Genomic DNA, 15,980 nt, shown 5'->3' on the forward strand with positions numbered 1-15,980 from the left:
ATTAAGTTGTGTTTATAAAGAAATTTTAACAATTAAATCAAAAATTAATTTAAGATTGGTGGATTTATTAAAATATATAGTATTGAAAAATAGGTAGTTGTTAATGAGAGAGACTGTAAATAAAATTAAATGGGATGTTAATTTATAATTTGATGTGATTTACAATTATAGATTTACATCCGTAAATTCTAATTATGCCTAAAAAAATAATTTTGATAAAAAATAAACTATAATTTATTGATAGTAAAATAATTATAACTAACTTATAAGTTTTTGAGATAAAATTCAGGAAAAAGCCTTGCAGAATAAAAAAATGTACGTACCTTTGCATCGCAAGTCAGGTCGATTTGCTCCCTAGAATCCCCCAGGTACGGAAGTAAGCAAGGGTAATAGGTTGTAGCGATGCGTTCCTGGCTTGTTTTTTTATACAAGACACTTTGTAAAAAGAGGTAGATAAACATTAAAGTTTTTTCTACCTCTTTTTTTATTTTTGATCTAATTAATAGTTACTCTTCAATTACCTATATCAGGTAACCGATATTCAGAATCAACCAAAATCATCTACTTTTATATCTTCCGAATTAATAAATGGATTACAGGATAATTGCTTTGATAAGCTATTACTGAACTCATTTGACCCAACAATATAATATTGGAAGTCTTCCCATTGATGTAAATACTCATTCAATAAATTAGAATCGATCCTTTTTTCTTTTGAAGTAAAAACCGGCACATAATTAAAGTTATCCAATTTCATTTTTAAGAAATCTTGATGATAAGCGGCACTTTCTTCAGTTTTATTGGAATAGAAAAGGTAAATAGGATGTTTATAATCCATTTTTTTTAATTCCATTAATAGCGGAAGAATAGGAGTAATACCAATGCCAGAAACGATAAACGCAATTCCCTTCGTTGCATTTTTAACTGTAAATTTTCCAATAGGTCCATACATTTTACTGTATTCATTTACAACTAATTCACTTATTGACTTTTTAAAAGCACTGTCACTGTATCTCATAGTAAATCGTATATTATTTTCAGTTGGGTGTGATACAATTGATAATGGTCGATGTGGAATATCTAATTTTGAGTAGGCAGGGTTGATAAGTTCAAGGATGGCATATTGTCCTGCGTCATAATCAAAATTATCAGGTTTTTCATAGACCAATTCTACTGTATTTTGAGCAATATTTTTTTTCTCAATAAGCTTAACCAAACGATTATCTTGAACATCTGATTTGGTTAACTTTTTAGAATTAATGGATTTGTCCACTTGGTTCGCACATAGGAAACCACTGATAATAGCTCCTGTAAATCCACCGCCAGGAAAAGTCCAAGCACCGGCGAAATGTAAATTTTTGACAGGAGATTGTAATGGATTTCTCCCCATTCCTGATTGCTCTGGGGTTTGCGCAAAACCATAAGGAGTACCAAATGGATTTCCTGTATATCTATTTATTGTTTTTGAAGTGGCTAATTCGTAGTACTCAATCTCATTGGCTATACCGGGTATTTGATTATTAAGTCTATCAATAAAAATTCTAGAGACCTCTTCTTTTTTGATTTTATATTCTTCAGGAGATAAATTTTCCCAATCCGTCAGGTAATCTGCACAACAGATGATTCCAAAGCTTTTGTGTTGAGGAGCGAGTTCAGAATCAATCTGACTATAATCTACAAATACATAATTTCTTTCTTTGTAATCGCCTTTAGCATTGGGATAAATATCGTTTATATTCTTTACTGATGATGAGTTGAAGAAAGTAGAGTAATACTTACTTCCCAGCTCTTTGATATCGCTTTTAAAGCCTAAGTAGATGCTTAATAAGGAACATGCAGGTCTTAAATGATCAACCTTCTTACCCAATTTTATAGCTTCCTCATTTGGTAGCATTTTTTTAACCACTGGCACAGCACAATTGGCTATTATTTTTTTTCCAGATACTTTTTGGGTGTTATTAGGATTAAAAGCATCTTGGAAAACAACTCCAGTTGCCACCTTGTTTTCAATAATTATGTTTTTAACCTTCTGACCTAATAGTACAGTACCACCGTTTTCTTCTATAAACTCTTTAAGGTAATCAGATAGCTTTTGTGACCCACCTTTGATGAAATATCCTCCTCCAGAAATATAAGAGGTTTGAGCAGCCGAAAAATAGATCATAGACATGCTGTAAGGATCATCATGATAATAAAGTAAGTTGGCCTGTAGTACTAACTTCAGGTTATCATCATCAAAGTAATGATCCAACCATTCTCCTAACGTTTTTTTAGATGCTTTTACCACATTTGGATAAGTCAAAGGCATAAATGGCAAGTTCAAATACTGCTTCCATTTATCCACTGGAAAACAGGGTAATTCTGAAAGTATAGCATCCATGAAAAGTAAGAACTTTTCGATGTTCTCACGTTCATGAGGGAATTTATCAGCTAAAGCATTTAATGCTGCTTCATGACCGTGAGGAAGAACAAAATCAAGATCATTCGATTTGAAATAGTACACTTCAGGAACTTGTAGTAAATCGACATTCTTTTTGATATCAAGATAATCGAAAATATCATTTTTGATATCCCTTTCGTATAAACCATCCATTTCATGAAGACCAACCTCCATGATGAAATCTTTTCTTTTAAAAGTAGTCGCACAACCTCCTATAACATAATGTTGTTCTAAGAGTAACACTTTTTTTCCTCTTTTACTTAAAGTAGCGGCAGAGACTAACCCTCCAAGACCACCACCAATGATAATAGCATCGTATTGTGGGTATGACATCTTATTTAAGTTTGATATTTAGTTCAGTTAATTTATTTTTTTTGACGTTAAATGAAGCCTCCTCAAAATTAGGAGGGGAAAATACACCAAAAACATTATTTGAAAATCCATATTTTTCAGATGGTTTTCCAACCCAGTTAGTATTTAATTTTTTGTCTTCATTTTCGTCATGCCATACGGCTATAGCATATGTCCCCTCAGGCAGGTCATCTACAGAAATTGTAATTTCCGAGCCATTGGGAGAAATAGAATATCCCTTGTAAAATTCATTAGATTTAGGGAATGTAGATGATGAATTATAAATACCTATTTCCACTTTACCTTTGGAAGATTTCAAACCGGAAATAGTTATTGTTACATCATCTGTAGGTATACTTAACAGGTGAGTATATATTAATAGGTTTAACAGGAAAGACATGACGTGATATTTTTGTTTGATTGCAATTACAAACTTTCCTTAGAGAGTTAAAACCTAAAAGTTACGGTTGGGAGAAAATGGGGTGAGAAGGCCCATTTTTTGTGTAAAAAGGGATGTTTTAGTGATGAATGGGACGAATGGGACACTAAATAAATAGAATATTTTACTTGTAAATACTGATCAGTTCCTTAGAAAATGACCTAGAAACGGGTATTTGAAAATCGATGAAATCGATGTGGAGTTCATAATTTCTAGCATTGCCACTTACCCTAATTATTTTATCAAAATTAGCAATATAAGACCTGTGACATTGATGTACATTGTAGCTGTTGTCAATTTGTTGAAGAGCCAATTTTAACGATAATCGAACAACGTCTTTTTTCAGTTTATGATCATCAGAAATAGAATAAATTTCTATATAGTTACCTTCTGATTTTATACAGATAAACTGATCTAAATTGTAAGTGTATGTTTTGTTGTCTGTTTGAAAAGTAATCCCTTTTTCTACTACTGCTTGATTAACTTCGTTGCTGACTAACTTTCTGGTAATTTTTTTTGCAGCCTCTTCATGTTTATGCCTTAAACTTTTTTCTGTGAAAAGTATAAAAACAAAAATTGGAAATATACCGACAGAAAAAGTAATACCTATAAACTTGATGTATGAGTGGCTAACATCGAAAAACTCTTTTCCAACAACGCTTGTATAGTACCAATTGACAGTACTAATCATCAAAGTGATTAAAAGAGTGAAAAATATAGCTTTACCCACCGTCCATTGATCTGGCTTAAAGAAATCTTTAAATAATATTGGAAGTACAAAAAAACAAAAAGCTACAGAAGAAAATGTAATAAGTCCGTAACCTAAAATGAATAGAGGTTTGTAGAATGAAATACCTGCAATGCCAAAAGGTTGAAACACACTTAAAAAGACAATTACAAATGCACCAAACAAAAAGGAAGCTAGCCATTTCATTTTTTGATCTGTTATTAAAGGGAAGGCTGCGTTTAATTTCTTAAATAACATAATGGAATTAATTAGTACTCAAAAATAGTCAAATTTTAATATTTTGGAGTACTCGATAAAAATTACTGCTACTCCTATGTTATTAGTGAAAAAAAATCTAATTATCTCTATAATTAGAATGACCGGTTGATCATACAACCCCAAACAACCACCCCTGAAGATGTAATTCCTGTTTCACCTCCAATCTGCATTCTATACTTTTTGATGTTATAATACACATTGAACCAATACACTTGACTCCATTTTTCAGCCCAATCAGAAGAACTATTACTTTCGTCAATTTGATATTCAGAATGTTTCATGACCCAGCCTGCAGCCAAATCGAAACGACCTCCAGAAATCCAATAATATCCATTGTTGATGCTATAGTTATTTAATCCAGATGTGATATCCTTATTAAATACTAGATAAGGCAGTAAATGCTTAGTTAGGTATCCATATCCAAGCGATAATGTGAAATTATTTTCGGTGACATCTTGATATCCGGCCCTGAAATTGACCATGTGCTTTGGGGTAATATTTTGCCATACAGATACTTGTTGTAATCCGCCCATGCCATAATAATATTGAACACTTGTTTGTGCTTTGACTTTATCAAAAGAAAAGAATAACAAAAGAAGAGTGGTGAAAATGATTAAAAACCTTTTCATTTAAATGATATATACGATTAGAATGTGCTTAGTATAACAAAGTTAATTTTGATAGAATAATGGAGGAGTATCTTCAGATTAATGATTGATAACACTAACATCTATTAACCTAAGTTTAAGTCGGTATTTTTTTAAAAAAAAGAAAAGGCTGTCAAATATAATATTTGACAACCTTCTTGGAATCAACTTAAAAATTTAAGTTTGATGTAGTTTAAATAAAATTGGTATTTATGACCAATGTATTTTTCGAACAATTACCTTGCTCAAACTATTTATGTTTTTTTCTAAAATCTAAAGCTTTAGAGAACATGATTCCCCAAAACCAAACTCCCGAAGAAGTAACACCTACTTCTGCACCCACTTGAGCCTTCATATCGGTTAGGTTATAATAAACATCAAACCAATAACTCTGACTCCATCTGCTGTAAGTGTCAGTAGGTATTTCTGCCTGAGGATTCGAATACGTTTCATGCTGATTTAAAGTCCAACCTAATGCAAAGTCCCATCTTCCTCCAGGAGCCCAATAATAACCGTTGGTAAACGAATAATTATTTAAGTCTGAAGTGACGTCTTTATTGAAAACTAAGTAGGGTAAAAACTCTCCAAATAAACGACCATAACCAATAGACAGAGAAACATTATCCTCAGCAAAATCTTGATATCCTACACGGAAGTTTAATAAATCGTTATCTGAAACATTCTGCCAAACCGAAATTTGTTGAACATTCCCCATACCATAGTAATACTGAACACTAGTTTGGGCGTGTAAATCGTTAATGGTAAACGAACAGTACATAGTTATTACTGCAAATGTAAGTAGTAGCTTTTTCACGTAAATTAGTTTAAGATAAATAAAACTTTATTCCTTATAAAGAAATAGTATGTTTGTATACCAACAAATGTACGTGAGTGATAATTAAATAGATAAGCTTTAAGTTAAACGATTGATAACATAAACATCTGTTATACTGTAAAAACAAAAAAGACTTTTACGAATTGTTACAAAATCGCAAAAGCCTTGTGTAAAAGTTAAATTGATTTAAATTAGATGTTAAACAATTTATTCTTCCATGTATATGTCAATTAAACCATCAGGTAAATTGGTGATCAATTGTTTCTTTTCCATATCAGCTTTAATCACAATATCATCACTAATAGGGATAAGAACTTCTTTCCCTTTGTAATGCATTTCAATTAAATCTTGTGCAGAATTGGTGTAGATCTTTTTGATCTGACCAAGTTCACCTAGATTGTTATCAACGATCGTAAAGTCAACTACATCGTGGTAGTAGAACTTACCTTCTTCTAATTCAGGTAGAGCAGCTAACGGAAGATACAATTGAGCATCTTTTAATGCTTCAGCATCTTCAAGAGTTTCTATATCTTCGAATTTGGCAATAAATCTATTGTTATGCATCGAAAGGTATTCTAAAAAGTAAGGAACAAGATTTCCTCTTCTTTCTATAAATACTGCATCTAACCCTTCGTATTGAGTTAAATCATCCACATCAGCGAAGATCAATACTTCTCCATTTAAACCATGAGTTTTAGTAATCTTACCGAACTCGAAACACTCTTCTTTAAGCATAATATTTTTGATTTACTTTTTTCTAATTTATTCTGTCATCAAAATAGACAACAATTGCAATTGCATATCCGATTTTTGATGATCAGATAATTGTTCGATTTCATGTACTTCTTCGACCATTTTTTTAGCTAAAACCATAGCATCCTGAGTAGATCTTTTTCTATTGATCATTCTGATACTATTAAAGCGTACGCCTTGAAGTAAAATACCGAACTCGGCTAATTGTACTTTTAATGAGGTCATCAAAGCACTGTTAATTTCATTCGAGTGTAATCGTAAAGAAACGCCATTAGCATTATCAAACGGATACATCTCTACTAAAGTTTGGGCTTTTTCTTTTGTTATGGAATTGACTGTTTCTTGAACATCAGACATTCCAAAGTGTACCTTAGCCGCATCTTTGATTTGCCAACGACATTCGACGTTAAGTTCTAAAGCGACTCCATCTTTAGCAAAAGATTCCCATGGCCCAATATGTTGTACATTATTTTTTAGGTTTACCTTAATGATCTTTCTAAAAGGATGTGACCAATAAAAGCCAGCGACATTGATGGTACCTTTATATTTTCCTAATAAATTAATTAAGGCAGCCTCTCCATTGGCCACAGTAAAGTAACCTCTTAACAAGACAAGGTCTATAAAGAGAATAAGCATACTCACTGCACCAAGGTTGGGTAATGATAACACATATCCAGCAACTCCAAATAGAATTGTCTGTATGATAATCATGAAATACCCCGAGAATCCTTTTAATAATTTGTCTGTCATGGATTATTTATTGAATTGATTCATTGTTCTTGATAAACCTATACTTGAAAAAGATTCACACATTTGAACAGATGTATCGATTAATGTATCTAAATCTATTTTTTCATCTTCAGTAAATTCACCTAAAACAAAATCGACTTGTTTTCCTTTTGAATAGTTATCACCAATACCAAAACGTAATCTTGGATAAGCCGCCGACTGTAATTGGGCCTCAATATCTTTTAAGCCATTGTGACCTGCAGCACCACCTTTACCTCTCATTCTTAAGGTAGTGTAAGGAAGGGCTAAGTCATCAACAATGACCAAAATATTTTCTTTTTGGATCTTCAACTGGTTTGCCCAATACTTTACTGCTTTACCACTAAGGTTCATAAAAGTGGTTGGTTTAATTACAGTAATGCTTCTTCCTTTATGTTTAAAATCTGCCACATAAGCCAAGCGATCCATCTCGAATTTAGCATCATGTTTTTTTGCGATAGCATCTGCCACCATAAAGCCAATATTATGACGCGTTTTTTCGTATTCTGGACCGATATTGCCTAAACCGACGATTAAATATTTCATTGTAAAAATTATTTTCTGATTTTGATTCGCAAAGATAGTTTTTTGATCACTTTTAATAAAGCGAAAGTACCAACGCTTTGTGATTCAGTTCGATTTGAAGGACTTTTAGAGAATCGTTAACAATTTTTGGCGATGAAAATAAATAAGCAGTTACTCTTTCATTATCATCTTTTATTCTTTGGATATTGTCTTTCAGCTCTAATTTTTGATTTTTACTGTATGCGTAAGCTTCCCAAACTTGCTTTGGAATATCTTCTTTTGGTGTTGAACAATCTACCCATACTTTGTTGATAAACTCCTTCTGATCAATTTTTAATAATTCAACCGGAAGCGTTCCACAATTGATAGAAAATATAGAATCGGATAATTGAGAGCCGATTCTGAATGCTTGATCAGCAATTTCGTTTTCTTTAAACCTTTTGATTTTTCTCTCCTTAATCTGTTTGTTCACTTCAGGGGCATTGATTTTATCTGAAGTTTTAAAACCACAAGCAGTGATACTAAAAAAGAGTACGAAAGTCGAAAGAATTTTTAATGTGATTCTATGCATTTTGAGTTTTCAAAAGATGATTTTATAAATTGCACTTCAAAACTAATAAAGTACACTTATCAAAGTGTAGTTATATAGCTTATTTTTTGATTAGATATACAATAAAAATTATTTCATAGATGAATTTGTTTTATAGAGAACTAGGAGAAAAAGGAAATACACCACTAATTATACTTCATGGTTTGTTCGGACAATGTGATAACTGGATGACATTAGGGAAGAAATTTGCGGAAAAGTTTCATGTATTTTTAGTCGATCAAAGAAATCATGGTCAGTCTCCTCAAAGCGATGAATTTTCCTATGAAATTTTAGCTCAAGACCTTAAAGATTTTATTGATCAACATGAATTAGTAAAACCTGTTCTTTTAGGGCATTCTATGGGAGGTAAAACAGTGATGCAATTCGCTGCAAACTTTCCAGAAGTGCCAAGTCGTATGGTAGTAGTTGATATTGCTCCAAGACATTACCCAGTGCATCATCAAACCATCTTAGAAGGATTAAATGCTATGCCGATAAATACTTTAAAATCAAGAGGCGAAGCAGATAAAATTTTAGCCGAATACATTCCGAATTTAGGTGAAAGATCATTTCTACTTAAAAATATCTATAGAAAGAAAGAAGGTGGTTTTGCTTGGAGAATGAATTTACCTGTTTTAACTGAAAAGATCGAAGAAGTAGGTAAAGCATTGGATAGTAAATACCTTATTGAAGTACCTACCTTATTTATTGGAGGAACGGACTCTAATTATATTCAGTCTTTTGATATGTCAGAAATAGATGAAAAATTTGCTTCCGTACAAATAGAGATGATTGCAGATGCCGGACATTGGGTACATGCACAGAAGCCTCAGGAACTATTAGAGGCTGTTTTGAATTTTATATTATAAATTACGTAATTTTACACTGATCACTGTTTTACTATCAATAAATACTAAGTGGAAGAATTCATACCATATAAACACAAGGAACTTTCAGAAGCAGAAATGCTTAAAGTGACACAAGAATATTTGGAGAAAATTTCTCATAGAAGATCATTAAGAGAATTTTCAGATAAAGAAGTTCCAAGAGAAGTAATAGAAAATATTATTCAGGCAGCAGGTGCAGCTCCATCAGGAGCAAATAAGCAGCCATGGATGTTTTGTGCTGTTTCCAATCCTGAAATGAAAAAGAAAATTCGTGTAGCAGCAGAAAAAGAAGAATATGAAGGCTATCACGGACGTATGTCTGAAGAGTGGTTGGAAGATTTGAAGCCTTTTGGCACAGATTGGAATAAACCATTTCTAGAAAAAGCTCCTTGGTTAATTGTGGTCTTTAAACAGGTCTACGAAATAGATGAAATGGGGGTGAGACACAACAACTACTACGTGAATGAATCGGTAGGTTTAGCTTGCGGTTTCTTGCTTCATGCAATACATGAGGCAGGGTTAGTAGCATTAACTCACACACCTTCGCCAATGAACTTTCTTGCCAAAGAATTAGAAAGACCAGCCAATGAGCGACCTTTCTTATTGATCCCTGTTGGATACCCAGAGAAAGATGCCTTAGTGCCTAATATCGAAAGAAAATCACTTCGCCAAATTAGTCAGTGGTACTAATATAAGTGAAGAGTGAAGAGTGAAAAGTGAAAAGTGAAAAGTGAATAGCGATTTGCTTTGAAAATATACTGAGTTGAGAAATTTACCTTTAAGTTAATTTCTCAACTTTTTTATTGATGAAAATTGATAATATGATAGAAAAACCCTTAAAATTATACTTTTCTTTAATTTTGAGAGTTTTTTAGTGAATAAAGTAGAGTCAAAAATCTACTAAAGTATAATTTTAGACATATTTCTGATTTATCAAATTATTATGTGAGAAATAAAATTCAACTAAAAAATACAATATTCAAGCTCTATAGCGAGGTGAATTTTTAGTGAATTCTCTCTCACTTTATAAACAAATCCCCCGCAACGGGGCTTTTGATACGTACCTACATAGAACGAAATCAACCCTTAGTTTCTTAGTTCCTTACTTCTTAGTTAAAACGAGCGTCAGATTAGAAACTCCTAATTCCTCCCTCCTAATTCCTAATTAAAAAACGAGCGTTATTTTCGCTACCTACCTATACATCATATACACCGCCGACTTCTTCCTAAAATCCTCTTCATCTTTTCTCCAATAAGGTTTTACATCATCAAAAAGATAGTTTTTAGTGAAATTAGTGCGAATAAGATTAGTGCCACATACTTTATCAAACATACCGAATCGATTTTCTTTACCAGCAAATAGATCTTTATCCGGATAGAGGTCTTTTAATACGGCTAAGGCATGAAATTGAATTTCAGATAATCTTACTTTATCATAATCGGTAATATATACTTGAACACCATGAAGCTTCTTGCCTTTTTTGTCTTTATAGTACGGTGTAAACGTTATTTGTCTGAAATGTACCCCATCAAGATGTAAAGCATTTAAAGCTTCTGCATATTTCAATCCATTGATCCATTCAGAGGCAAATACACCAAAAGGAAGGGTGTAACCGATTCCGATAAAACTAGCTTCAAGTTCTCCAATTATACCTGTGGCAGGGTAAAGTTCGGCCGTTTGAACATTTGGAATATGAGGAGAAGACGGTACCCAAGCACGACCAGTATCTTGGAATCTCATAGAACGTTTCCAACCTTTCATTGGAATTACTTTGAGTTTACATTTTTTACCTCCTTTGAGCCATCCTTCATGATTCATCATGTAGGCCAATTCTCCAACGGTAAGTCCATAGATGTAAGGAATTGGAAATTGACTCACAAAAGAAAAGTATCCTTCCATTACAATATTACCTTCCACTTTTTTACCTCCTAATGGATTGGGGCGGTCTAAAACAATCACCTCTTTTCCATTTTCCGCGGCTGCTTCCATTACTAGTCCTAATGTACTAATGAAAGTATAAGATCGAACTCCGATATCTTGAATGTCATAGACGATCACATCTACATTTTCGAGCATTTTAGGAGTTGGTTTTCGAGTTTTTCCATATAAAGAGTAAACATTTAGCCTAGTGGTTTTATCAAGATAACTATCTACGTGAGCACCCGCATCTGTATCTCCTCTTACTCCATGTTCAGGGCCATAAAGTGCAGTTAAGTTTACATTTGCAGCTTGATGTAAAATATCAATTGTAGAAGTGAAATTTATATCGATACCGGTAGGATTAGTAACCAACCCAACTCGTTTGCCTTCTAAAGTTTTAAAATTTTGATCTTTCAGCACTTCGATACCCACCTTAACATATGAGGTTTGTGCTTGAATGTTAAGTGTAAAAAACAGAAATAGAGTAATGTAAAAATATTTATTTAGCATAAGGGATATTTAAATGAGTAATCGTTAAGTGAAGATAGGGAAAAAATAGGTAGAAGTTAGGAATTAGGAGGGAGGAGTTGCGGAATTGACGCTCGTTTATTTAAGTAATAACTAATAGGGAATAGGGAAATTGTATTGTTGGAGATGGAGTATCATAAGCCCAGTAATTTATTGCTGGGGATGTGGTTTTTGAAGTAAGAGGTAAGAGGTAAAAAGTAAGGGATGGTTTTGTGTGAATTTGGTAATTAAGATAAAACCCATTTTAATACTGTCGCTATTACCAAACTAGTGACCGCGTTATGAGGAGCGTAAATTCAGCACCTACTACCTACTACCTGCTACCTAATATCTACAATCCGAGGTCGGGAGACCTCTTACGTTTTAAAGGCACAAATGACGCTTTCGCTAAACATTTGCACCAGAGGTGCAAACCACCCATACCCCTCCTTAACATCTCACGTTTTTCATTTTTAACTTTTCATTTTTAATTTCCCATACAAAAAAAGCCCTCAGGCTTCCCCAAGAGCTTTTTACCAATTCAATTATATATGGCTTAGATGAAGTGGTAGCGAACGAATGCTTCCATTGCTTCATATTCTGCTAGTCCAAGTTGGTTGTAAAGCTTGGCAGTATCAGAGTTACGCTCTTCGGCACGTTGCCAGAATTCACGGTCGTCTGTACCTTGGAATACCACACCGTCTTTTTGAGACTCGTGGAAGAAAATTGCTTTACGTTTGATCATCACTTGCTCTGGTGACATTGGTACAGCCATTTCGATTTCGTCGATTGGCCACTCATGCCATGCACCTCTGTATAACCAACACCAGCAATCTTTCATGTAATCTTCATTTTTCAACTCTTCAAGAGCAGCGAAGATCGCATCTAAACAAACGCGGTGAGTACCGTGTGGATCGGCTAAGTCACCTGCTGCATAGATTTGGTGAGGCTTGATTTCTGAGATCAAGCTTTTGATGATTTCGATATCTGCAGGACCTACTGGGTTCTTACGCACTTTACCTGTTTCATAGAAAGGAAGATCTAGGAAGTGAACTTTTGATTCTGGAACTCCAGTGTAACGACAAGCGGCAATTGACTCGTCTCTACGGATCTGACCTTTTAACTGACGAACAGCCAAAGAGTCGATATCACCTTCTTCTTTAGCATCAAGGAAACCTGTAATTTCTTTGAACTTAGAATTTGATTCTGCTGTATCGAATCCGAATTTCGCCATCAATGATTTTGAGAAAGTCGCATATCTACGAGCATCATCATCAGAAACGGCAATGTTACCAGATGTTTGGTAAGCAACGTGTACTTCATGTCCTTGGTCCACTAAACGTTGGAAAGTACCACCCATAGAGATTACGTCGTCGTCTGGGTGAGGAGAGAAGATAATTACACGTTTCTTTGCAGGTTCAGCTCTTTCAGGACGTTGTGTATCGTCTGCTGAAGGCTTACCTCCTGGCCATCCAGTAATTGTATGTTGTAAAAGGTTGAATACTTCGATGTTCAAATCGTAAGCAGCACCTTTTGTTGATAACAAGCTATCTAAACCATTTTCGATATAGTCTTTGTTTGTTAGTTTCAATACAGGCTTACCTGTTTTGTATGCTAACCAAACAACGGCTTTTTTCATCATGGCTTGTGTCCATTCTACTTCACGAACTAACCAAGGGTTAGTTACACGAGTTAATGATTCAGTAGCACCCTCATCTAGGAATACTGATACGTTGTCGTGTTTTTGAAGGAAAGTGGCAGGGACTTGCATAGAGATATCACCCTCTACCATTTTTTGAACGATCGGTGCTTTACCAGAACCCCAAGCCATCATAATGATACGACCAGCTTGCATGATTGGCTTCACACCCATTGTGATCGCACGTTTTGGAACGTTGTCTAAACCACCGAAAGATGGAGCAGCATCGATACGAGTTACTGCAGCAAGCGTCACCATACGAGTACGGCTATTTTCTGTAGAACCCGGCTCGTTAAAACCGATATGGCCTGTACGACCAATACCTAAGATTTGGATATCCAAACCACCTGCAGCAGCAATTTTTGCTTCGTAGTCTTGACAGAAAGCGTAAACGTCTTTCATTGCCAAAGTACCGTCAGGAATATGGATGTTTTTCTCTTCGATATCTACATGATCAAAAAGGTTCTCTTTCATGAAACGAACATAAGAATGAATCGAATCAGGTTGCATTGGATAGTACTCATCCAAGTTGAAAGTGATCACATTTTTGAACGACAAGCCTTCTTCTTTATGAAGACGAATAAGTTCGTCATATACTTTAAGAGGAGAAGAACCTGTAGCTAAACCTAAAACAGCGTTTTCACCTTTAGAAGCTTTGTCGCGAATAAGGTCGGCGATTTCATTAGCGATAACGATAGATGCTTTCGCACTTGTTTCGAAAGTAAGCGTTTCTAAACGCTCAAACTCTCTGTCTGTCATCACCTGTTGGTTTAACAATGTAGTGGTCATAATATATTTTTTTATGTTGGTTTTTTACTCTTTTAATGCTCGAAAAGAAGTATAGAATCGGTCTCTTTTTCTTTTCGATGTACCAAAATTATGTAGAGGTGTAGATTGTACATAATAATTTCGATACAAGACGTTCGTCGATAGATAAACGGTTTTGATCGATCATAACGTTCCATATAGAGTGATTTTTAAATATCATTCACAATAAATTTTACAAGTGATTACCAAATGTGAATGAATTTATATTCTGTATTATTAAAGGAACTATTTAGGGTGTATAACTCATTACTGATAACGAAAAATGATCTCATCTTTAATTTAATAATTAAAAATGACCTATACATTAAGCTAAAATGAATAATTGAGGGTAAGTAAGAATAAGAATAGTTTTGTTCTTAGTGCAAAGGGTAAAGAATAGAATGGACTTTTTGGGTTATACTTGCAAAATTACTCTGTGATTTCGTTGTCATTTTCTTCTTCTTCCTCTTCTTGATGAGGGAAAATTAGTCTAACCATGTCAATTCTAGCTCCATCCATGGTAACAATATGGAATTTTAGGTCCTCAATATCGATTTCTTCATCAACTACAGGTATGTTTCTATAATGATGTAAAATAAAACCTCCAAGGGTATCATATTCTCCTTCTTCTATTTCCCAATCTTTCTTTTCGTTGAGCCAATCAATTTCATGTCGAGCAGTTAGAAGAAAAGTATATTCATTTTCTTGAAAGAAAGGAAGTTCCTCTTCATCGTGTTCATCTTCGATTTCACCTACAATTTCTTCAGTAATATCTTCTAACGTAACAATGCCTGCAGTTCCACCATATTCATCAATAACAGATACTAAACTTTTCTTTTCTTCCATCATAAATGTCATCACTTCATCTGCAGCAGCAGTTTCTGGACGAGTAGGGATCTCATGGAGAATTTCTTGTATAGTTTCAGGCTTTTTAAATAACTGTCGAGCGTGACAGTAACCTACAATATCATCAAGGTCTTCTTTATAAACTGGGATTTTGGAATGTCCGCTTTCTATAAAGAGTTTCTTCAGTTCTTCAATATCTTCTTCAATATCGATAGCAACGATTTCTTTTCTTGGAATCATAACATCTCTCACACGAACATCTTTAAATTCTAATGCGTTTTCCAAGTAGGTTTTATCAATAGCATCTCCTTCTGAATCTTCTTGATCAAGTGATGCTACTTCTATATCTCTAATATATTGACTCAGATCGGTGAGGTTGAATGAATTTTGTTCTTCTTGAGAATGGAAACCAAATATATTTTTGATAGTAAACTGTGATAATTTTTCTACGCACCAAGTAATTGGATATAAGAGTGTGTAGATAACATTCATTGGAGGCGATGCAATATTTAGGAAAACATCGGGGTTGATCATCGTTAAACTTTTGGGTAGAAATTCCGCTGTTATTAAAACGACAACTGTAGATAAAATAGTTTGTGTAATTAAAACAGTGACTTCTACAGTCCCAGGATCCATGGATGGAAATTGAGTCATATAAAAGTTTTGTAAAATTGGGTCTAAAACTTTCGATACAAAAATACCATACATCACTAAAGCAGTGGTGTTTCCGATTAATATTGTGGTAATAAAAGTCGATTTATTTTCGAAAAATTTATTAATAAGACGACCTGCCAAAGAAAGCTTTTTTCTTTGTACCTCTATATGAAGACGATTCGCAGAAACAAATGCGATTTCCGTCGCCGAAAAGAAGGCGGAAAAAAGTAGACAAAGTCCTATGTAAATGATGTTTTCGTTCATTATAATTCTTAATTTCTTATCAAATATCAAAAAAAGTCTTGG

14 protein-coding genes are annotated in these 15,980 nt (G+C 33.9%); 2 read left to right on the forward strand and 12 right to left on the reverse strand.

All coding sequences use genetic code 11. The annotated features are described in order from the left end of the window. Positions 1-547: 547 nt before the first annotated feature. The 9 genes from MY04_RS18890 to MY04_RS18930 all read right to left on the reverse strand — a co-directional run bounded on the left by MY04_RS18890 (position 548) and on the right by MY04_RS18930 (position 8,335). Positions 548-2,773 carry an FAD-dependent oxidoreductase gene (locus tag MY04_RS18890; protein WP_066212257.1) on the reverse strand — a complete coding sequence of 742 codons (2,226 nt, stop codon included), beginning with the start codon at positions 2,771-2,773 and terminating at the stop codon, positions 548-550. Position 2,774: 1 nt separating this feature from the next. Beyond that, positions 2,775-3,191, reverse strand: a complete 417-nt coding sequence (locus MY04_RS18895; protein WP_066212259.1) for a DUF2141 domain-containing protein — start codon at positions 3,189-3,191, stop codon at positions 2,775-2,777. Between the two features lie 163 nt (positions 3,192-3,354). Next, on the reverse strand, positions 3,355-4,215 hold the full coding sequence (locus MY04_RS18900; protein WP_066212261.1) for a LytTR family DNA-binding domain-containing protein: 861 nt from the start codon (positions 4,213-4,215) through the stop codon (positions 3,355-3,357). Positions 4,216-4,328: 113 nt separating this feature from the next. Continuing rightward, positions 4,329-4,865, reverse strand: a complete 537-nt coding sequence (locus MY04_RS18905; RefSeq protein ID WP_158297772.1) for a hypothetical protein — start codon at positions 4,863-4,865, stop codon at positions 4,329-4,331. A gap of 268 nt (positions 4,866-5,133) precedes the next feature. After that, complete coding sequence (locus MY04_RS18910; protein ID WP_158297773.1) at positions 5,134-5,697, reverse strand: hypothetical protein; 564 nt, start codon at positions 5,695-5,697, stop codon at positions 5,134-5,136. Positions 5,698-5,925: 228 nt separating this feature from the next. Next, positions 5,926-6,453 (reverse strand): ribosome maturation factor RimM, encoded by a 528-nt coding sequence (rimM, locus tag MY04_RS18915; RefSeq protein ID WP_066212265.1) that lies wholly within the window; start codon positions 6,451-6,453, stop codon positions 5,926-5,928. Positions 6,454-6,480: 27 nt separating this feature from the next. Beyond that, a complete protein-coding gene (locus MY04_RS18920; RefSeq protein ID WP_066212267.1) occupies positions 6,481-7,221 on the reverse strand; it encodes an SPFH domain-containing protein in 741 nt (246 codons plus the stop codon). 3 nt (positions 7,222-7,224) lie between these two features. Beyond that, positions 7,225-7,785, reverse strand: a complete 561-nt coding sequence (gene pth, locus MY04_RS18925; RefSeq protein ID WP_066212269.1) for an aminoacyl-tRNA hydrolase — start codon at positions 7,783-7,785, stop codon at positions 7,225-7,227. Positions 7,786-7,837: 52 nt separating this feature from the next. Next, the gene (locus MY04_RS18930) at positions 7,838-8,335 is read right to left on the reverse strand and encodes a hypothetical protein (RefSeq protein WP_066212270.1); all 498 of its coding nucleotides are present in this window, start codon (positions 8,333-8,335) and stop codon (positions 7,838-7,840) included. A 119-nt stretch (positions 8,336-8,454) separates the two neighbouring features. Between MY04_RS18930 and MY04_RS18935 the strand changes: the two genes are divergently transcribed. Then, positions 8,455-9,222 carry an alpha/beta fold hydrolase gene (locus tag MY04_RS18935; protein WP_066212273.1) on the forward strand — a complete coding sequence of 256 codons (768 nt, stop codon included), beginning with the start codon at positions 8,455-8,457 and terminating at the stop codon, positions 9,220-9,222. Between the two features lie 48 nt (positions 9,223-9,270). Next, entirely contained in the window at positions 9,271-9,930 is a 660-nt protein-coding gene (locus tag MY04_RS18940; protein WP_066212275.1) for a nitroreductase family protein, read from the forward strand. Between the two features lie 502 nt (positions 9,931-10,432). On the opposite strand, the gene MY04_RS18945 is transcribed toward MY04_RS18940, so the two are convergent. The 3 genes from MY04_RS18945 to MY04_RS18955 all read right to left on the reverse strand — a co-directional run bounded on the left by MY04_RS18945 (position 10,433) and on the right by MY04_RS18955 (position 15,938). After that, positions 10,433-11,671, reverse strand: a complete 1,239-nt coding sequence (locus MY04_RS18945; protein WP_066212276.1) for an exo-beta-N-acetylmuramidase NamZ family protein — start codon at positions 11,669-11,671, stop codon at positions 10,433-10,435. A 553-nt stretch (positions 11,672-12,224) separates the two neighbouring features. Beyond that, entirely contained in the window at positions 12,225-14,156 is a 1,932-nt protein-coding gene (nagB, locus tag MY04_RS18950) for a glucosamine-6-phosphate deaminase (RefSeq protein ID WP_066212277.1), read from the reverse strand. 447 nt (positions 14,157-14,603) lie between these two features. Beyond that, positions 14,604-15,938, reverse strand: coding sequence for a hemolysin family protein (locus tag MY04_RS18955; RefSeq protein WP_066212278.1), 1,335 nt, complete (start codon positions 15,936-15,938; stop codon positions 14,604-14,606). Positions 15,939-15,980: the final 42 nt, after the last annotated feature.

It is taken from the genome of Flammeovirga sp. MY04 (genome assembly GCF_001682195.2).
Taxonomy (GTDB): domain Bacteria; phylum Bacteroidota; class Bacteroidia; order Cytophagales; family Flammeovirgaceae; genus Flammeovirga; species Flammeovirga yaeyamensis.

Bases quoted from the DNA above. Each gene is read 5' to 3' on its own strand.
- MY04_RS18890 (WP_066212257.1), bottom strand. From the start codon at position 2,773: ATGTCATACCCACAATACGATGCTATTATCATTGGTGGTGGTCTTGGA.
- MY04_RS18895 (WP_066212259.1), bottom strand. From the start codon at position 3,191: ATGTCTTTCCTGTTAAACCTATTAATATATACTCACCTGTTAAGTATA.
- MY04_RS18900 (WP_066212261.1), bottom strand. From the start codon at position 4,215: ATGTTATTTAAGAAATTAAACGCAGCCTTCCCTTTAATAACAGATCAA.
- MY04_RS18905 (WP_158297772.1), bottom strand. From the start codon at position 4,865: ATGAAAAGGTTTTTAATCATTTTCACCACTCTTCTTTTGTTATTCTTT.
- rimM (WP_066212265.1), bottom strand. From the start codon at position 6,453: ATGCTTAAAGAAGAGTGTTTCGAGTTCGGTAAGATTACTAAAACTCAT.
- MY04_RS18920 (WP_066212267.1), bottom strand. From the start codon at position 7,221: ATGACAGACAAATTATTAAAAGGATTCTCGGGGTATTTCATGATTATC.
- pth (WP_066212269.1), bottom strand. From the start codon at position 7,785: ATGAAATATTTAATCGTCGGTTTAGGCAATATCGGTCCAGAATACGAA.
- MY04_RS18930 (WP_066212270.1), bottom strand. From the start codon at position 8,335: ATGCATAGAATCACATTAAAAATTCTTTCGACTTTCGTACTCTTTTTT.
- MY04_RS18935 (WP_066212273.1), top strand. From the start codon at position 8,455: ATGAATTTGTTTTATAGAGAACTAGGAGAAAAAGGAAATACACCACTA.
- MY04_RS18945 (WP_066212276.1), bottom strand. From the start codon at position 11,671: ATGCTAAATAAATATTTTTACATTACTCTATTTCTGTTTTTTACACTT.
- nagB (WP_066212277.1), bottom strand. From the start codon at position 14,156: ATGACCACTACATTGTTAAACCAACAGGTGATGACAGACAGAGAGTTT.
- MY04_RS18955 (WP_066212278.1), bottom strand. From the start codon at position 15,938: ATGAACGAAAACATCATTTACATAGGACTTTGTCTACTTTTTTCCGCC.